17 protein-coding genes are annotated in these 19,143 nt (G+C 56.7%); 9 read left to right on the forward strand and 8 right to left on the reverse strand.

Going from position 1 to position 19,143, the window contains the following annotated elements:
• Positions 1-2: 2 nt before the first annotated feature.
• The 9 genes from ACX3YD_RS16700 (at position 3) to ACX3YD_RS16740 (ending at position 8,695) form a co-directional block, all read left to right on the forward strand.
• Positions 3-431 carry a MarR family winged helix-turn-helix transcriptional regulator gene (locus tag ACX3YD_RS16700; RefSeq protein ID WP_047536030.1) on the forward strand — a complete coding sequence of 143 codons (429 nt, stop codon included), beginning with the start codon at positions 3-5 and terminating at the stop codon, positions 429-431.
• Positions 428-2,500, forward strand: coding sequence for an FUSC family protein (locus tag ACX3YD_RS16705; protein WP_458960534.1), 2,073 nt, complete (start codon positions 428-430; stop codon positions 2,498-2,500). The genes ACX3YD_RS16700 and ACX3YD_RS16705 overlap by 4 nt, the downstream gene beginning before the upstream one ends.
• Complete coding sequence (locus ACX3YD_RS16710; protein ID WP_047536034.1) at positions 2,497-2,706, forward strand: DUF1656 domain-containing protein; 210 nt, start codon at positions 2,497-2,499, stop codon at positions 2,704-2,706. The genes ACX3YD_RS16705 and ACX3YD_RS16710 overlap by 4 nt, the downstream gene beginning before the upstream one ends.
• Entirely contained in the window at positions 2,703-3,590 is an 888-nt protein-coding gene (locus ACX3YD_RS16715; protein WP_103406567.1) for an efflux RND transporter periplasmic adaptor subunit, read from the forward strand. Before ACX3YD_RS16710 ends, ACX3YD_RS16715 begins: the two co-directional genes overlap by 4 nt.
• Positions 3,587-5,035: an efflux transporter outer membrane subunit gene (locus ACX3YD_RS16720; protein WP_047536042.1), complete on the forward strand. Its 1,449-nt coding sequence runs from the start codon at positions 3,587-3,589 to the stop codon at positions 5,033-5,035. The genes ACX3YD_RS16715 and ACX3YD_RS16720 overlap by 4 nt, the downstream gene beginning before the upstream one ends.
• Positions 5,036-5,125: 90 nt before the next feature.
• The gene (locus ACX3YD_RS16725) at positions 5,126-5,761 is read left to right on the forward strand and encodes an NADH:ubiquinone oxidoreductase subunit N (protein ID WP_103406566.1); all 636 of its coding nucleotides are present in this window, start codon (positions 5,126-5,128) and stop codon (positions 5,759-5,761) included.
• 259 nt (positions 5,762-6,020) lie between these two features.
• On the forward strand, positions 6,021-7,526 hold the full coding sequence (locus tag ACX3YD_RS16730; RefSeq protein ID WP_090465961.1) for a YdgA family protein: 1,506 nt from the start codon (positions 6,021-6,023) through the stop codon (positions 7,524-7,526).
• Positions 7,527-7,785: 259 nt separating this feature from the next.
• On the forward strand, positions 7,786-8,367 hold the full coding sequence (locus tag ACX3YD_RS16735; RefSeq protein ID WP_103406564.1) for a YbhB/YbcL family Raf kinase inhibitor-like protein: 582 nt from the start codon (positions 7,786-7,788) through the stop codon (positions 8,365-8,367).
• Positions 8,368-8,425: 58 nt separating this feature from the next.
• The gene (locus ACX3YD_RS16740) at positions 8,426-8,695 is read left to right on the forward strand and encodes a hypothetical protein (RefSeq protein WP_458960535.1); all 270 of its coding nucleotides are present in this window, start codon (positions 8,426-8,428) and stop codon (positions 8,693-8,695) included.
• A 115-nt stretch (positions 8,696-8,810) separates the two neighbouring features.
• On the opposite strand, the gene ACX3YD_RS16745 is transcribed toward ACX3YD_RS16740, so the two are convergent.
• From ACX3YD_RS16745 to ACX3YD_RS16780, 8 genes are all read right to left on the reverse strand, one after another.
• Positions 8,811-9,521, reverse strand: a complete 711-nt coding sequence (locus ACX3YD_RS16745; protein WP_458960536.1) for a hypothetical protein — start codon at positions 9,519-9,521, stop codon at positions 8,811-8,813.
• A 101-nt stretch (positions 9,522-9,622) separates the two neighbouring features.
• Positions 9,623-10,453 (reverse strand): hypothetical protein, encoded by an 831-nt coding sequence (locus ACX3YD_RS16750; RefSeq protein WP_458960537.1) that lies wholly within the window; start codon positions 10,451-10,453, stop codon positions 9,623-9,625.
• 208 nt (positions 10,454-10,661) lie between these two features.
• Positions 10,662-11,456, reverse strand: a complete 795-nt coding sequence (locus ACX3YD_RS16755; RefSeq protein WP_458960538.1) for a M48 family metallopeptidase — start codon at positions 11,454-11,456, stop codon at positions 10,662-10,664.
• Complete coding sequence (locus ACX3YD_RS16760) at positions 11,453-14,728, reverse strand: type I restriction endonuclease subunit R (protein WP_458960539.1); 3,276 nt, start codon at positions 14,726-14,728, stop codon at positions 11,453-11,455. The genes ACX3YD_RS16755 and ACX3YD_RS16760 overlap by 4 nt, the downstream gene beginning before the upstream one ends.
• Before the next feature lie 28 nt (positions 14,729-14,756).
• On the reverse strand, positions 14,757-15,770 hold the full coding sequence (locus ACX3YD_RS16765; RefSeq protein ID WP_458960540.1) for a virulence RhuM family protein: 1,014 nt from the start codon (positions 15,768-15,770) through the stop codon (positions 14,757-14,759).
• Positions 15,770-17,014, reverse strand: a complete 1,245-nt coding sequence (locus ACX3YD_RS16770) for a restriction endonuclease subunit S (RefSeq protein WP_458960541.1) — start codon at positions 17,012-17,014, stop codon at positions 15,770-15,772. Before ACX3YD_RS16770 ends, ACX3YD_RS16765 begins: the two co-directional genes overlap by 1 nt.
• Positions 17,004-18,527 (reverse strand): type I restriction-modification system subunit M, encoded by a 1,524-nt coding sequence (locus ACX3YD_RS16775; RefSeq protein WP_458960542.1) that lies wholly within the window; start codon positions 18,525-18,527, stop codon positions 17,004-17,006. The genes ACX3YD_RS16770 and ACX3YD_RS16775 overlap by 11 nt, the downstream gene beginning before the upstream one ends.
• The gene (locus ACX3YD_RS16780) at positions 18,524-19,081 is read right to left on the reverse strand and encodes a restriction endonuclease subunit S (RefSeq protein ID WP_458960543.1); all 558 of its coding nucleotides are present in this window, start codon (positions 19,079-19,081) and stop codon (positions 18,524-18,526) included. The genes ACX3YD_RS16775 and ACX3YD_RS16780 overlap by 4 nt, the downstream gene beginning before the upstream one ends.
• Between the last annotated feature and the right edge of the window lie 62 nt (positions 19,082-19,143).

Raw genomic sequence — 19,143 nt, forward strand, 5'->3', positions numbered from 1 at the left:
AGATGAACATCAGCAGCTCCATGGTGGTGGCCGCCAGGCATTGGCGGAAAATCTGCCAGAGCACGCTGCTCAATTACGGAATTTCCGAAGCCTGTGCCGTGCCGTTGTTGATGATCGGACGGTTGGGCGAAGGGGTGCGTCAGGTGACGGTGGCGCAGGCGGCGGGGATGGAGAGTCCGTCCCTGGTGCGGTTGCTCGATCAGTTGTGTCACGCCGGGTACGTCTGTCGCACCGAGGATGCGCAGGATCGCCGCGCCAAATGCCTGAGCCTCACCGACAGCGGTCGGACACTGGTGCAAGCCGTCGAAGTTGAGCTGGTGCGCTTGCGCAGTGAGGTGCTCGAAGGCATCGATGCGCGCGACCTCGAAGCCACCTTGCGTGTATTGAAGGCCTTCGAGTCGGCCGGACAAGCACCGGTGCTCTACCCTTGAGCGGCTTTTTTACCGGCGTGCCCCCGGCGCGGGACTGGTTCTTCGGCGTGCGTACGTTCGCCGCCTCGATGATTGCGCTCTACATCGCCTTGCTCATGCAAATGCCGCGTCCTTACTGGGCGATGGCCACGGTGTATATCGTTTCCAGCCCGTTTGTCGGCCCGACCAGTTCCAAGGCGCTGTACCGCGCAGTGGGCACCTTCCTCGGTGCTGCCGCGGCGGTGTTTTTCGTGCCGATGTTTGTCCAGAGCCCCTATGTGCTGGTGCTGGTCATTGCGCTGTGGACCGGGATTCTGTTGTTTCTGTCCCTGCACCTGCGAACCGCCAACAACTACGCGTTGATGCTCGCCGGTTACACCTTGCCCCTTATCGCGTTGCCGGTGATGAATAACCCGTTGTCGGTGTGGGACGTCGCCGAGGCACGCACGGAGGAGATCTTCCTCGGCATCGCCGTTGCGGCAGTCGTCGGCGCGATGTTCTGGCCCCGGCGGCTGGCCCCGGTGTTCAACGATTCGGTGAGCAAATGGTTCGCCGATGCCTCGACCTATAGCCTGCAATTCCTCGGTCGCCATGTGCAACCGGCCGAAGCCAGTGCGTTGCGTGCGTCGATGGTGGCGACCTTCAATAGCCTGGAGCTGATGATCGGTCAGTTGCCCCACGAAGGCGCGCGGCCGCAAACGGTGCGCAACACCAAGGAGCTGCGCGGGCGGATGATTCACCTGCTGACCGTGGTCGATGCCCTCGACGATGCGCTTTACGCCCTGGAGCGGCGCACGCCCGAGCTTGTGGATAAGTTCGCGCCGCTCCTCAGCGCCGCTGGCGAATGGCTGCAACACAAGGACGCGGATGTCGATCGCTGGCAGGCGCTCAAAGACCAGGTCCAAGCCCTTCAACCCAATGTCGAAGCGCTGGAGGACCGCAAGCAGCTGTTGTTCTCCAACGCGCTGTACCGCCTCGGCGAATGGATCGATCTGTGGCAGGACTGCCGCAGTCTGCAAAGCGCCATCCAGTGCGAAAACCAGGACAGTTGGCACGCGGTGTATCGGCATTGGCGGCTCGGCCGACTGTCGCCATTTCTGGATCGCGGCCTGATGCTTTATTCAGCGGCGTCCACCGTCACGGCGATCATCGTTGCATCGGTGCTGTGGATTCTGCTGGGCTGGACCGACGGGGGCTCCGCCGTGATTCTGGCGGCCGTGGCGTGCAGCTTCTTCGCCTCGATGGACGACCCTGCACCACAGATTTACCGGTTCTTTTTCTGGACGGCGATGTCGGTGTTGTTCGCCAGCCTTTACCTGTTTCTGGTGCTGCCCAACCTGCACGATTTCCCGATGCTGGTGCTGGCGTTCGCCGTGCCGTTCATCATCGTCGGCACCTTGACCGTCAAGCCGCAGTTTTACCTGGGCATGTTGCTGACACTGGTCAACACCTCGTCCTTCATCAGCATTCAGGGCGCGTACGACGCGGACTTCCTCAGCTTTGCCAACGCCAACCTGGCCGGCCCGGTGGGCTTGCTGTTTGCGTTTGTCTGGACCCTGATCGCCCGGCCCTTCGGCGCCGAACTGGCGGCCAAGCGTCTGACCCGATTCAGTTGGCGTGACATTGTCGGCCTGTCCGAACCGGCCAGTCTGGCCGAGCACCGGCACCTTGGCGTGCAAATGCTTGACCGCCTGATGCAGCATTTGCCGCGTCTGGCCTTGACCGGGCAGGACACCGGGATTGCCCTGCGGGAAGTCCGCGTGGCGCTGAATATGCTCGATCTTCTCGCCTACGCGCCGCGTATTGACGGGGTGCCGAACGCGTTGCTGCGCCAGGTGGTGGCCGAGGTCGGCGAATACTTCAAGGCGTGCCTCAAGGCTGGCAGGCGCTTGCCCGCACCGAGCCCGTTGCTGATGACCATGGACCGAGCCCGTCGAGCGCTGGGCGGCGCGGGCGATGACGAGACCCGCCTGCAACTGTTGCACGCCTTGAGTGGCTTGCGCCTGGCGTTGTTGCCTGGCGTCGAATTTGTCGGTTCCGCCGAGCTTGAAGAACCGCTTCCCCATGGCATCGATGGAGCGCCTTTATGATTGGTGACCTGGATCTCAGCGGGGTATTCCTGCCCACACTGCTGGTGCTGATGGGCATTACCTATGTGTTGTTCCTGTTGGTGCACGGGGTGCTCACGCGTCTGCACTTTTATCGCCTGGTCTGGCACCGGGCATTGTTTAACGTGGCTCTCTACGCCTTGCTGCTTGGCGTCGTGGACTCACTCAGTCGATACCTGATGACATGAAAAAGCCTTTATTGACCATCGGCCGCGTGGCCCTGACCCTGTTGATCGTGAGCTTCGCCGTGGTCGTGGTCTGGCGGATGGTGCTGTATTACATGTTTGCCCCCTGGACCCGCGACGGTCACATCCGTGCCGACATTGTGCAGATCGCCCCGGACGTTTCCGGGCTGATCCAGCAGGTGGACGTGCGCGACAACCAGCCGATCAAGCGCGGTCAGGTGCTGTTCAGCATCGATCAGGACCGTTTCAAACTGGCCCTGCGCCAGGCGAAAGCCGCCGTCGCCGACCGGGAAGAAACCCTGGCCCAGGCCCAGCGCGAAGCCAAGCGCAACAAGGGCCTGGGCAATCTGGTGCCTGCCGAACAGCTGGAAGAAAGCCAGTCCAAGGTCGCCCGTGCGCAAGTGGCATTGATGGAAGCCCAGGTGGCGGTGGACAGCGCTCAGCTCAACCTCGACCGTTCGGTGATCCGCAGCCCGGTGGACGGTTACGTCAACGACCGCGCGCCGCGTGCCCAGGAATTCGTCAGTGCCGGGCGGCCGGTGCTGTCTATCGTCGACAGCAATTCGTTTCACATCGACGGCTATTTTGAAGAAACCAAACTGGACGGCATCCATATCGGCCAGAGCGTCGACATCCGGGTGATTGGTGACCGCGCGCGCCTGCGTGGCCATGTGGTCAGCATCGTCGCCGGTATCGAAGACCGCGACCGCACCAGCGGCAACAACCTGTTGCCCAACGTCAACCCGGCGTTCAGCTGGGTGCGCCTGGCCCAGCGGATTCCAGTGCGGATTGCTTTCGATGACGTACCGGCGGATTTCCGCATGATCGCCGGCCGTACGGCGACTGTGTCGATCATCGACGATCAGGTCCGGGAGCCTGCGCAATGAGCAAAGCCACGGGTTTGGCGGTTGCCGGATTAGGCTTGTTGCTGTCGGCGTGTCAGGTGGTCGGGCCGGACTATCACTTGCCAGAGGAGGCGGCCATCCACCGTGATGACTTGCAGGGCGAACTGGCGGTGGCTGGCAAGCCCGTGGTCTCGGCGCCGGTGCCTGCCGATTGGTGGCGCCTGTATCGGGACCCGCGTCTCGATCAACTGGTGCAGCAAGCCATGGCATCCAACACCGACCTGCGCGTGGCGGCGGCCAGCCTGTTGCGCGCTCGTGCGCAAGTCGACGAGGCCGAGGCGGCCGGTGGCTGGAGCGGTGGCGTGAAAATGGGCGCAGAGCGTTTGCAGGAGTCCGGCCAAGCCTTCCTGTTGCCGGAAAAGGTGCCGGTGGCCAACATCGGCGATATTGGTATTTCTGCGTCGTACCAGTTCGACCTGTTCGGTACGTTGCAGCGTGGCATCGAAGCGGCCAAGGCCAATGCCGATGCCACCCAGGCTGCCGCCGACACCGCGCGCATTACCCTGGTGGCGGATGTGGTTCGGGCCTACACCCAAGTCTGCGCGGCCAACGAAGAGCGGGAGATCGCCCAGCATTCCCTTGATCTGCAATCCCAGAGCACCACGCTGATCCAGCGCTTGCGCGACGCCGGACGCGGCGACGAGACCCAGGTCACGCGCTCGCAAACCCAATTCAAGTCGTTGCGTGCCGACATGCCCCGTTATGAGGCGGCGCGTCAGGCCGGGCTGTTCCGTTTGTCGATGCTGCTGGCCAAGCCTGTGGATCAATTGCCGGCCGGCACCGCGACTTGCGCCGAACTGCCGAAAATCGCGCAGTTGGTGCCTGTGGGCGATGGTGCCGCATTGCTCAAGCGTCGTCCCGACGTGCGGCAGGCCGAGCGCCGACTGGCGGCCGCGACGGCCGGTATCGGCATCGCTACGGGCGAGTTGTACCCGAACATCAGCATCGGCGCGACCATCGGTACCGTCGGCATCCTGGGGGATCTCGGCGACCCATCCACCAACCGTTGGGGGTTCGGGCCGTCGCTGACCTGGACCGTACCGTCCAACGGCACCCGCGCCCGCATCCGTGAAGCCGAAGCCACGACCCAGGGTGTGTTGGCACACTTCGACGGCGTTGTGCTCAACGCCATTCGCGAAACCCAGACCGCCCTGGCCCAGTACTCCGCGCTGCTGCAACGCCGTGATGCCCTGGCGGATGCCGAGCAATCGGCGAAACTGGCGGCCGACCAGACGCACCGCTTCTTCCAGGCCGGCCGCGAGTCGTTCCTGGCGGACCTGCAAGCGACCCGCACTTACACCGACGTCACGGCGCAACTGGCCACGGCGAACACGCAAGTTGCCATGAGCCAGATCGATTTGTTCCTCGCCCTGGGCGGAGGGTGGGAAAGCGGACGAACGCAAGCGTCGAACTCCGGCAAACCCTGAGGCCGTTGCTATGCTTTGAAGTGTTGGAGGGGCGCTGGAGTCAGGCGCCCTTGCTTCGCAAAGCTCGCGCAGGTCATGGGGAAACCAATAATGAAAAACCCTTATGCTCTCGGCTTCTGGTGCGCCGTCGTAGCGTTAGTGCTGCTTTCGGCCACCTATTTCTACGGCGTTATGCTGACCCACCAGATCGACAAGGCTCTGGTGTTCCTCGACAGCGCCACGGCGCTGATTGCCGTGATGTCCATCGCGGTGGTGGCCTGGGCCTCGGTCCAGAACCAGCGAATCAAAAAAAGACAACTCGAACAAGGCAAGACCCTGGTACTGATCTGGGACACCAAGGTCGCGCTGCGTCGTGTCGAAACGGTGTTCGACCGTTATTTCTGGGGCAGTTACTGGCAGCCAGGTCGCACGTTCCAGGAGGTCATGGGCGAACTCACCGGCACACCGCTGGAAAAGAGCCTGGAAACCCTGAAAAAACAATGCCTGGCGCTCGACAAGCAAGTGGCCGACGACGGCTGGCACTGGCTCAACAATGCGCGGGAACTGGCCGATGTCGCCGCCGCCATGGCCCGCGAACGCTATCAGCTGGATTTCTGCGACCCGCAGGGGGAAGTGATGGGCGGGGCGGTGATCAATCGCGACTTTGAAGTGCTGGTGTACACCTGGACCGCGCGGCTTAAAACCTTTGATCATCAGCTCGATGAGATCGAGGTCCAGTATTCCTGATGCTGCGTTGGCAGGTCTGACGCCTTCGCTGGCTAGCCAGCTACTACGGGGAATGTGCGCAACCTGTGGGAGCTGGCTTGCCAGCGAAGACAATCGCTCATACATGCGCCATAGACACTCTTTCACCTTTAATCCTTGGGCCGTCCACCGCGCCTGATGCTAATCTGCATCCCACTTTCAGCGCTGTCGCGACCGCAACCCGTCATGGGTTCAGGGAAGACGACTACACCTTCAACAACGGACATTGAACGGGTCATTCATGAATAAATCAGCAGGCGTGTTACTGGGAATTGTCGTGGCCATCGGTGCAATCAGCGCCGGCGGTGCCTGGTACACCGGCACCAAAATCGAAAGCGTGCTGAACACCTCCCTGGCTGACGCCAACCAGCAACTGCAAGCGGCGCTGGTCGGTCATAAAGGCACGGCATCGCTGGAACTGGTGTCGCTGGAGCGCCATGTGTTCAGCAGCACCGCGCACTATCGCCTCAAGGGCGAAGGTGAAATGTTCGGCGAGGAGCCGGTCGAGCTGCTGTTTGTCGATCACATCGAACACGGTCCGCTGCCGTTCTCGCGCCTGGTGTCGCTGAAGTGGCTGCCGGTCATGGCCACCAGTCATTACGAACTGGAAAAGACGCCGCTCACTGAAAAATGGTTTGCCGCCGCCAAGGATGTCTCCCCGCTCAAAGGCGTGGTCAATATCGGCTACGACAACTCCACCAACGGCACGCTGGAAATGCTGCCGCTGGAAACCGCACTGGATGACAAGTCCAGCTTGAAGTTTTCTGGCCTGAAACTCGATGTTTCGGCCAGCGCCCAGGCGCAGAAGGTCAAGGCCGACGGCTACATGGACAGTCTGAAGCTGACCACCGTTTCCGAAGATCAGGCACCGGTGCAGGTCGAATTGAACGGCCTGACTCTGGCCAGCAACCTGAGCAAAAGCACCTACGGCTACTACACCGGCGAAAACACCGTTGTGCTGACCAACAGCCAAACCACGTTCGGTGCCAAACAGTCCGTGCTGGGCTTCAAGAATTTCGAGATGAAGAACCAGACCGAGGAATCGGGCACCAGCGCCTCCGGGCGTGCCGATTACAAGGTGGGTGAAGTGTCCTTGAACGGCAAGGCGTTCGGTTCGGCACAGTTGGCGATGAGCCTGAAGAACCTCGACATACCGGCGACGATGTCGCTGATGCAGATTTACCAGAGCAAACTGCAGCCGTATGAGCAACTTGCCGCCGAGGCAGCCGAGGCGGGTCAACCGGTGCCGGAACTGAAGCTGACCGAAGCCGAAGAGGCGCAACTGAAAACCGGTCTGGAGCAATTGCTGGCGGCCGGCCCGCAGGTGGCCCTGGAAAACCTCTCGTTCAAAACCACCAACGGCGAAAGCCGCGCCAACCTTGTGCTGGACCTGACCAAGCCGCAATCGATCGAATTGCCGACCGACCAACTGATCAGGCAGTTGATTGCGCTGCTGGACATCAATTTGCAAGTGTCCAAGCCAATGCTCGTTGACGTGTTCACCGTGCAATCGCAAATCGACGGCCAGACCGACGCCAAGCTGATCGCCGATCAGGCCACCGCCACCGCCGACATGTTTGGCAGCATGGCCGTCGGCTCGCAGCTGGCGAAACTGGACGGAAACAACATCGTCAGCAAACTGCATTACGCCAACAATCAGGTCGAGTTCAACGGCCAGAAAATGACAGTCGAAGAATTTGTCGGCTTCGTCATGAGCAAATTTGCTGGCGCAGGCGAGGTTCAATAAAACCGCCACCCTCCAGACAACGCCCGGCCTCTGCGCAATGCAGGCGCCGGGCGTTTTGCTGTTCGGCGGTTGAAATGCGGTCGACCTATCCTCGTCACCGTCTTCAGCAACGGGTGTAGGACGGTTCTGAGGCGCGGTGCTTCATTGAAAAAAACGGCGCAATTGTTGAAGGTTGCGCCAAATCCTGGTGCCACCAAATGAAAGCTCCAGCTATAGTTTGCACGCCGACGACGGCCCCACCCGCACAAGGTACTCCGGCATGACCCGATTGACCTCTCTGAACCCTTGGCTAGCGGCCATAGCGGTCGCCCTTTGCGTGCAATTGCCGGCGCATGCGGCGCAGGCGGCACAAGCGACCCAGGAGCGTTTCACCCTGAACATCCCAGGCGTGTCGGATGACCGGTTGTTCACTTCTGCCGCTGCCAGCGATGCGCCGGGCTGCGGCGGGCATAATGTTTCACCGGCGCTGAGCTGGAGCGCCGGCCCGGCCGGAACGCTCAGTTACGCCATCGTCATGCACGACCCTGACGGCCAGAAAGGACAGGGTGTCGATCACTGGGTGCACTACGGCATCAAAGCCAGCACCCACCAGATCGCGTCCGGTGTCGGCGCAAAGTCCACACTTGAAGGCGTGTCCGGCATCAACAGCAAAGGCACCGCCGGTTACGTCGGCCCTTGCCCGCCGGCTGGCGACAGTGCGCACCATTACATCATCCAGATCTACGCCCTGGACCTCGCACCGGAGGCGTTGCCGGCAGGCCTGACCCGTGCGCAGCTGCTGGAACGAATCAACGGTCATGTGCTGAAAAACAGCAGCGTGGTCCGGCGTTACCACCGCTGAAGCCTGATCACTTCAGCGGCTTTGCAGAAAAAACTGAAGTGCGCGGCCTTCCGGGGATTTGGCATCCCTCCCCGAAAGCGCGCACTATCAGCTTGAAGTCGATGCGTTGGAGGATGCCGTGACAAAAAAAATCGACCGCATCGCCCAAATGCTCAACTGCCCGGAAAAGGGTGAGGAACTACGGCGAGCGATTACCGAAAGTCGTAAGGATTTTCTGCTGAATCAGCCGGAAGAAGACATCGTTGAAGACGACGTGCTCGAAGATGAAGGTTTCGAGGATGACGAGGACGATGATGAATACGACGAGTTTGATTGGACGACGGAGTAATCATTTGGTGCAGGGTGATCACTCATGGCAACTTTGCACACGAATGATCGATTTCATGGTTCAACATGGGCTGGGGGAAACGAGAAGTTTCGCCCCGTCTGATTCACTTGCGCCTTTAGATTTCTTCCCAGCGTTTACGCAGTGTCCTGATCAGGGCATTGCCACGCAGAGGGCGGCCATCCGGCCCGCATAGCGCAACCGATCCAATCGGCAAGCCAAAGACTTCCTCTATTCGTAAACGAATGCTGCTGACCTTGGCGTCCGATCGTGCCGCACGATAACGTGCTGCCTTTCTGCTGACGGCCACGACTTGGTCTTCCTCTTGTTCTTCGGGATCTTCAGCTTCCCAATCGGCTTCTTCTTCCTCGAACTCCTCCAGGTCGTTGCCTGTGTCTACGACTTCGCCGGTTTCTTCTTTCTGTCCGTGGGAGTACCACGTGCTGGCGTCTTCCTTTTCCCACACCAAGCCATCCTCGACATGGAATGTGCGTACAGCTTCTGACGACGGTACGTAATCGCTATAGCGGGACTTCACCCCTGATAAGCGCTCAAAGCCTGCGCCCAGCGCCATCAGTACTTTTTCGGGGCCTGCAACCAGCAGGAACTCAGACCAGCAGGGTTCGCGGAAATTGACACTGACGGTGCCATACAAATAGAGGGTGGCTCGCAGCGTCGAGTCATCGGCGGCCAATTTGGATAAGACCTCCATCACTGTGCGATAAATACTGTAGCCAGCTGCCTCGACGCTTTCAGAGTCCACCTCAACAGTCGGAAGTGGCGTTCGACTGTTGACGAACATGAGGTCGGTTACCGATTTCTTGATCATTTCATCCATCCCTTGAACAAATGCAGTGGCTGGTTAATGCCAGTATGAAGGTACTTCCTGGGTCAGCTCTGATGCCCTATGGCGTGAACGACGGCGCGTGATCACACGGACTGAGCCTTTGCTTTCTCGAGTACCTCGCGGGCTTTGCGCACCATCAAGTCGAAGCGGTCTACCAGTTGGGTCATCACTTCCAGTGTGTCCGCTTCCTCTTCACTGTCATGAGTCTCCAGCAGCTTGCCGATGCACTCCACGACGGCTGGCGACCAACATTTGTCTTCCTCTGCGACCTCCATCAGTGCGCGCAAGGTATTGAGTCCACGCTGGCCACCCGAAGTGATCGCTTCGGCCTCTTTGTCAAAACTGCTCCGCTCCGCTTTCGATAGATCCAGGACGAAGGCTTCCTCCTGCGCCTCGATCGTGGCCTGCGCTTCTGACTCGCCCTCGGTCTGCGCTACCGTCACCAGCTCGTCAATAAAGGCCTTTGCGTCGTGGCTGAGGAACTGCACGGTGTTCAAGTGGGTATTGCGCTTAGGGGCTTGAGGAAGAAAGAACAGCACCTGTTCACCTTCACCCAGGACAGTATCGCTCCACTCCCGGAGGGTTTGTCCGTATGACAATCGCGGATAGTTGATGCGCGGATGCAGGCGTTCAACCACTTCATCACTCAAGGAGTCCGGATCGACCAGTACGCCGTATTTACGCAATAGGTCGAAGGTGACTTTGGAGCGCTTAGTCAATAAACCCCGGTCTACGCCCGTGCGGCATTCCCCGGCCTGGACGCGCTGAGCGGCCAATAGCGTGCGGTTGTCTAGAACACCTACCAGATCACCCAAGGCTTGCTCGGAACTGATGCCCTCAGAAGGCACCCACCGGGCAAGAATCGACTGCGCGCTGGATAAAGCGTCGGCAATGGTTTGGTTGGCACTGGGCATGGAAAGTCCTTTTAAAAAACGATTCTGGAAATGAAATGGCGATAATCGCTAATGGCGAACTGATGGCTGTCGAGGCAATGGTGCAGGGATACTGTACTCACGGCAAGTAGGCGTGCCTTGTTGTGAAGTTGCCCGATCTTTATTCGATCTATTGGGCCACCAAGTAGGGGAATGTGCCTGTCCAATACCAGTTGATCTCGATGGATTGCTAGTCGTTATCCAGTTTTGGCAGGTCACTTAAAACGAGAGCGGCCATTCCATCCAGCCGCGCTTTGACCTTCTCCCAATGGGGCATCACCTGCGTCAACAAACGATAGAAGCGTTCACTGTGGTTGTGTTCAGCGATATGACAGAGCTCATGAAGGATGACGTAATCAATGCACTCACGGGGTGTTTTAACCAAGTGAGGATTTAAGGTGATCCGACCATTTGGCGAGCAACTGCCCCATTGGGTTTGCATCGTTTGAATTCGCAGCGGCGGCTCATCTGCAACCCAAAGCGTTTGTTCCAGCAGAGCCTGTAGGCGGCGATCGAATACATCCCGTGCCCGGTTTCTGTACCAGGCCCTTAGTAGCTCGCGAACATTCTCTGCAGATTTATGCCTGACAGAAACTTCCAGTTTTCCTCTCAACATCCGCACTTGAGGAGCATCTCCCGGGGCCTCTATCACCTTGAGCACATGTTGCTTGCCCAAGTAATAGTGGCTCTCCCCACTGACGTACTGACGAGGCGTGACATGCGTCAGCAGCGCTCGAAACTGTCGCAACTGCTGATAAATCCAACGGCCGCGATGTTTCAACGCCTGCAACACATCCGCATCGCTGGCGCTAGCCGGTGCCTGCACCGACACCCGACAGTCAGGATCAACTTTGATCAGCAGGCGATGCACTTGTCGCGCCTTAGGTGCCCGTTCGACGACAATCAGCTCATCAGCATAGTGGAAGCTCAGCCAGTGCCTGGAAGGGCGACCACCAGCTTCAGGCAGGAGTATGGGAACACTCATGCAGCGCTCAAGCCTACACGGGTGATTTGAACCACCCATTCAACGATGGTTTTTGCCTGATCCATCCCGGCGCCAATGGCTTTGCACTCTTTGAACATCAGCGGCAGCAGTTTTTTACGAATATCCGCTTCAATGTTTTGAGGGTTGATCGAGTGTTCGGCCACCGAAGCCGTTACCAGTTCTTCCAGGCTAAAAGCCAATTTGACCCATGCATCTTGAGCCGCAGAGTCCAGCGCAGCAAAAGCGGCGGGTAGGGTCTTTTTGAAGACGCCGTAGTACGCCTGCGCATGCTTGTTGCCGTCAAATGCATCGGGCAACTCATCCAGTTTGCGTGCTTGTACTTGTTGCTCAAACTCGTGGAACAGCAGGTATTGTTTGAGTGGATGGTCGAAGAGTTTTTCCGCTTCCTCGATGGCCTGGCGCAACAGCGTTGAAAACGCCTCCCTGGCATAGGGGTCGTCAAGCATCTCCTGTTCGATCATCTTGCTCACGCGAGTCTTGATGATGTCGGTCTCGTTGCGGGTTTTCTCCTCGCTCCACTCTTCAGGCTTCTTCTGGCCCATTTTGCCGACTTCATAAACGCCCTGAGGGTCGCGCACTTCAACTCCGACCACGTGCTTATCAAGCAACTTGCGCACTTGATCGGCGTATTGGTCATAGTTAATCGTTTCCCCCGCATCCTGCTTGGCCAAAAGGCGCAGGCTGGAGAGCTGTTTCAGGGTGTCCTTGTAGTGATCGCGATCCGCATCGCTGAAACTGGTGTCTTCGAAAAACGAAGCCGATTGCAGCGCAACTTTCAGGCAACTGGCAAATTCGCTCAGGGCTTCGTAGAAGTCCTCACGAACCTTGAGGTTGACGTCAACCAGCTCGCCATCGCGTTCCTGCATTCTTGGGACCAGCACGTGACGCAGTTGCTCGATATCACCTTTGTTTTTGACGTTGGCAAAAATCGCCCAAAGGGCTTTGTACAGCTGTGGCAGGCGTTTGTATTCGCTGCTCATCGGGTCATAGAGACCTGCGATGTCATTGATGTCATAGCCGCCCTGCGTGCGGGACGCCAGGTCCTGGTACTTCTGAATGGTGGTATCCAGCTCAGTCAGGATGCCGCGGTAGTCGATCAGCAGGCCAAATTTTTTCAGCGGATGTAGACGATTGACCCGGGCAATGGCCTGAATGAGGTTGTGCTCCTTGAGCGGCTTGTCGATGTACAGCACGGTGTTTTTCGGTTCATCGAAACCGGTCAGCAACTTGTCCACAACGATCAGCAGTTTGAGCGATTCATCCTTGTCGAAGCGCTCGATCACCTGCTTGGTATAGGTTTGCTCATCCGTGCTGCCGACATTCTTGGCCCACCACTGAGTCACCTCAGGTGTAGAAGACTCATCGACTTCAAGGTTGCCTTCGCGGCTGTCCGGCGGGCTCATGACGAGCGCGCTTTCGAACAAACCTGCTTCGTCGAGGTACTTCTTGTACTTGACTGCCGAAGCCTTGCTATCACAGGCGAGCTGACCTTTGAGGCCGGCATCGATGTTCTTCACGAAATGGTTAGCGACATCAAGCGCAATCAAACGGATGCGATCCTCGGAGCTATAAATCGCCCCCTTCTTGGCGAACTTGCGCTTGAGGTCTGTCTTTTGTTCGTCCGTCAGCCCTTCGGTGATACGCGCAAACCAACTATCGATGGCGCGTTCGTTCACATCCAGATCGGGCTTACGCTCTTCATACAGCAGTGGCGTCACGGCCTTATCCTCAACCGCGCGCTGCATCGTGTAGGCGTGCACAATCGGGCCGAACTTGTTGGTGGTCTTGTCTTTCTTGAGCAGCGGTGTGCCGGTGAAGGCGACATAGGCCGCATTCGGCAGCGCTTGTTTCATGCGAATGTTGTTTTCACCGCCCTGGCTGCGGTGACCTTCGTCGATCAGTACGATGATGTCTGAACTGGTGTTGACGCACTCCGGCAGTTTGGTGGCGCTGTTGAATTTCTGGATCAGCGAAAAAATGATGCGCTCATGACCGCGACCTATCTGCTCGGCCAGGCGTGTGCCAGAGGTCGCCATGGCGGAGGCACGGTCTTTTTTACCTGAGAGCTCCCCGCTTGAGGCGAAAGTTCTACTCAGTTGGTTTTCCAGGTCAATCCGGTCGGTGACCACCACGATGCGGCATTGTTTAAGGGCGTCGTGCAGGATTAACGCCTTGCTTAGAAACACCATGGTGAATGACTTGCCAGACCCAGTGGTATGCCAGATCACCCCACCTTCACGGCCACCGTCTTTGCGTTTCAGGCTGATTCTTTCAATCAAGCGCTTGATGCCGAATACCTGCTGGTAACGGGCGACGACCTTGCCAGCCTTTTTATCGAACAAGGTGAAATAACGAATCATATCCAGCAAGCGTGTGCGGGATAGCAGGCCGATCAAAAGTTCATCCTGACCGGTGACGGCCAGCTCGCCGCCGGCCAACAAACCTTCGTACCAGGGCAGGTCCCCGACAGGCCGATGAGCAAAGAGTTTGTTTTTCTGCTCAGTGCTGAGGGGGCGATTTTTTATCGCATGCTGTTCTGCAGTGCCGAAATCTTCTTCGCGCCAGGCCGCCCAAAATTTTGTTGGGGTGCCGCAAGCTCCATAGCGTCCATCGCTGCCATTGATCGACAGCAAGAGTTGGCTGTAGGCGAACAACCGAGGGATTTCATCGTGGCGTTGATTGCGCAAGCTCTGTGAAATACCGGCATCAATGGTCGGGCCTTTCTGGGCATTGCCATCCGGGCGCTTGGCTTCAATCACGACCAAAGGGATACCGTTGACGAAGCAGACGATATCCGGACGTCGCGTCTCCACTCCACCGCTGCGAAGCACGCGGAATTCTTCGGTGAAGACAAAACTGTTGTTGCTCAAATCCTGCCAGTCAATCAATGCAATGGTCGGGTTGGCCCGTTTACCGTCGATAAATTCGGTTACCGAAATGCCATACAACAGATGGTTGTAGAGCCGCTCATTGGCCGCTTGCAACCCTTCGTTCAGGGCAGGGCTGCAGACTTCGCTGATCAGGTTGTCGATGGTTTTGGAGGACAGCGAACATTCGTTGCCTGCAAACATGAACCGTCGTTTGCCCAGTTGCTCACGCAGTACATCACGCAATACGACTTCGTCGGTTTTGCCAGACCGCGCGCGCAGCGCTTGCTCAGGCGACAAGAAGTCCCAGCCAAGATTGCTGAGCAAGGCCAGCGCTGGCAATTTTGCGCTGTATTCTTCCTGGAACTTCGGGCCGCTGATCATGGTGCAAATTCCTTGTTTATCGCCGGTATTAGTTTGGCTTCTTGTGGCGACTGAGGCGCTTTTCCAGGCGCTCCAGTTCTGCCAGTTCCTGGGCGTCTGCATCTCGTGCTTCGGTGCTTCTGCGTTGTTGGTCGAACGCTTCATAACGTTCGTGGGCAACGTTTTTCATTTGCTCGTGGCTGACACTGCCCGCCGTGCGCAACAACGGCTGCTCGTTGAAAGCCATGAAGCTGTCGATGTATCGGCGCCAGTCTTCAAGTGTTAAATGCTGGCGCTGTTTGGCACGTAGTTCAGCGAAATCCAGGAACATGCTGACCAAGCGGTTGAGCTGATCCAGTTCCTCGCCATTCAAATAGTTTTTGGCCACCACCACATCTGCTTTGCGCACGCGGTCGCCTTTGAAACTGAGCAGGTTCATGTTCGGCACGCTGGCATCGGCGCGGCGCACGATCAACTCGGCGGCGGTATGCCCGGTCACGGCGAAAAACAGTTTGTTCTGTACCTCGGCAAATAACCGCGCGGTGTCCTGCTCGTTGGCGCGATAGTCCTCGGCCAGGGAGAACAGATCACGGACTTTCTGATAGAAACGCTTCTCCGACGATCGTATATCGCGGATGCGTTCGAGCAGATCATCGAAGTAATCCCAGCGAGGCTCCTTCAACCGGGCGTCGTCCATCACGAAGCCTTTGAGCATGTACTCGCTCAGGGTGCGAGTGGCCCACTGACGGAATTGGGAGCCGCGGGTTGAGCGGACTCGGTAGCCTACGGCGATGATCATGGGCAGCGAGTAATGAGCCAGCTTACGGCTGACCTGACGCGAGCCTTCGGTTTGAACTGTCAAGTTTTCCTTGACGGTTGCCTCCTCCGAAAGCTCGCCTTCAGCCAGAATGTTTTGAACGTGCAGGCTGATGTTCTGCTTGGTGGTCTGATACAGGTCAGCCAGTTCAAGTTGCGTCAGCCATGCTTGGCCACCCATTTCGTGCAGTACGAAATGGGCTTGGCCGTCTTCTGTGCTGTAGAGGATCAGGTCGGTGTTAGTCATTACGCGACCTCGACCTTGACTCGACTCCTGCCAGTTAACAGTTTTTGCATTAGGGATTTTTTCTCTTGTTTTAGGCAGGTGAGCTTTTGTTGTAGTACTTCGATTTCGTGCTCGGCTGTGGAGAGAGTATTCACAATAGCTTTTTGCTCCTCTAATGACGGCAGCTGAATCTTTATTTTAGAAAACTCATCCCACCGCAAGCTGCCACGTCTATCCACAGATGAATTTGTGGCTGCGGAAAATATTTGCCTGTAATGCTCTGTTTTTAATAAGGCATATAAAAATAGATCATTTACCAAGTCGCAATTAGCTTTGAAAATTATATAGATTGGGCTAACTATTGCTGTGTCATAAAGGTTCTGGTAGCCGATAGAACCCTCTTCAATGTGGTTGGATGGGAATCCAAAACAGCCTTTTTCAATTATTTTATAGGTCGAAGTGTCATCGCTGTATATCTTCTTTTTGAAGTACTTTAGCGAGTCAACAAATCCATCATGTTTGGAGCAAGACAATACAGGAAGGTCCCTGGCCTCAGTATTTTTGGTACTGATCTGATTCGCAACTGACCCCAGAGAAACAAATTTCCATTCAGCTGGGATTTCACCATATTTGGTTTTTTGACGCTCGGTATTTTTACCAAACTCTGAAAGGCGAAGTTTTCCGACAAGTAGTTGTTGCGCCAGTGCTTTTTTCTGCCTCTGACAGTTACTAAGTAATTGCTCGGTAGTGGTGATTGCCTGGTCCCAGGAGGAGAGAATTTTGGCAATCTTTTTTTGTTCAGGAACTGATGTGGGATGCAGAAGTTGAACTTTTTTTAGCTCGCTGGACTTGATCCCTTTTGCCGTAGATCCAGAGGATCTGAGCTCAATTAATTTTCGGCCCTTCGCTGAAAGTAAGAATTGGAGAAGGAATTCAGGGTGAAGATAATAATTGGCCCGCAAGCAGACAGTCCGTTGCCCAATTGCATATTTTCCAATCGCGGGGAATCTGCAGGCGTTACCTAACGGTGCCTCGGTGGTAAAAAGAATGTCATTACCATTAGGGATCCCACGACTGACCCAGTTATCGTATAAGTCCTCTTTAATAAATTCTTGCTCTGAAAAATCCAAAAAGCCGAGCTTAATATTCCTTGCCGTAATTAAAGGAATTCCGTTCTCAGCTTTTGGTACTGAGACACCGCGGTAATCAATAACTTTTTCTAAAAGCCGCGCCAAGGGCTTCTCGCTCCAGCCATCAGGCACCATAGCCCAGCTCCTTCAGATAGCCATCCATCTCTGCTTCCAGTTCCATTAGCTTCGCCTTAAGCTGCTCGCGCTCGGCACGTACAGCTAAAAGATCAATATCCACTTCCTCTTCGTAGGTATCTACATAGCGTTGGATGTTCAGGTTGTAGTCATTCTCACGAATTTCTTCGAGGTTCGCCCGATGACTGTACTTGTCCGAATTGATACGGTGGCGGTAAGTCAGCAAAATATTCTGGATGTGTTCATCACCCAGTAAATTCTGGTTCTTACCGGACTTAAACTCGCGGCTCGCGTCGATGAACAACACGTCTCCGTTGGTTTTAGCCTTGTTGAATACGAGGATTACAGCAGGAATACCGGTACCGTAGAAGAGCTTTTCCGGCAAACCAATCACTGTATCCAGGAGGTTTTCCTCTATCAGCTTCTCGCGGATCTTGGCTTCACTTGCGCCTCGGAATAGTACGCCGTGAGGCACCACTACCGCCATGCGACCCGTCTTGGGTTTCATGGTTTCGATCATATGCGAAATAAACGCGTAATCACCCTTAGTCTTCGGCGGAATACCCCGATTAAACCGACCGAACGGATCATGCTCCGCAGTGTCATGACCCCACTTATCCAGCGAAAACGGCGGATTAGCAGTCACGATATCAAACTTCAGCAACTGACCATTTGAATCGAGCAATTTAGGGTTACGCAGCGTGTCGCCCCACTCAATCTTATGGTTGTCCTCGCCATGCAGAAACATGTTCATCTTGGCCAGCGACCAGGTAGAGCCAATGGCTTCCTGACCATACAAGGCGTACTGCTTGCTGCCATGGTGCTCGCGCACTTTGCGTCCGCATTTCATCAACAGCGAGGCCGAACCACAGGCCGGGTCGCAAATGGTATCGCCCGGCTGCGGGTCGAGCAGCTCAGCAATCAGTTCAGAAACTTCTGGCGGGGTATAGAACTCACCCGCTTTCTGCCCGCCGCTGGCCGCGAAGTTTTTGATCAGGTATTCGTAGGCGTTGCCGATCACGTCCAGACTGCCGACGCGGGACGGTTTGAGGTTGAGTTCGGCCTTGGAGAACTCCTCCAGCAGGTCACGCAGGATGGTGTTCTTCTGCTTCTCTTCACCGAGGCGATCGGTGTTGAAGGAGATGTCCTGGAACACGCTTTTGCCGGCGTCCTTGAGCTTGGTGCCGTTGGCTTCTTCGATCGCATGCAGCGCCTGGTCAATACGCTCACCGTTGCCCGGTTCGTGACGCTGGTCGTACAGCGCGTAGTAGCTGGCGTTGCGCGGCAATACGAAGCGCTCGTTCTTGAGCATCTCTTCGATCAGCTCAGGCTCGTCGCCGTACTCTTTGCGGTAGTTGTCGTAGTGATCCTGCCAGACGTCGCTGATGTACTTGAGGAACAGCATGGTCAGGATGAAGTCTTTGTAGGTGTCGGCGCTGATCGTGCCGCGGAAGATATCGCAAGCCGCCCATAGCGCCTTGTTGATGTCGTCCTGTTTTACTTTGCCGCTCATGGTTTTTCCTTGGTCAGTTGCTGATAAATGCCCTGGAGCATTTGTTCACGATTGGTGTGGAGCTGGGCGATCAGTTGATCTTCTTCATCCCAGAGGCGCTGCAAATGGGCCAGCCGGGTTTGGGTCTCCAGCGAGGGCAGCGGAATCTGCAGGTTCATCAGCGAATGCTTACTGATGGCCTGGATGCTGCTGCCGCTGCGTTCAAGGCTCCGTTGACTCTGGGGAAGGTTGATCATCCAGCACAGGTACTCCGGCAATACTTTCGATGTTTTCGGGCTGAGAATGAAAAATTGACTGCTCGCTACAACCCGTTGCCCTTCTTTATATAAGGCCGCGTTGTTGGTATCGCCCCGAGCTACCACTGCGATTTCACCCGGTGCCAGCGAAGGCGGGGCTTTGCTGCCCTCCCAACGAACAGAAATGAGTGAGTCAGGTACGATCACGGCGCGCTGGCGAACGTCTTTGATCTGCAGGACTTTAACGTCCCCGGCTGGATCATTCTCAAGCGCTCCCCGGAATGTGTAGCCGGATCGGACATCAGCCAGTTCGCTCAATAGGCATAATCGGGTTGGCATAATTCTCTCAAATTAGTAGCGCCATCCTTGGCGCAAGGTGC

The sequence above is a fragment of the Pseudomonas fluorescens group sp. PF-1 genome (assembly GCF_054481335.1).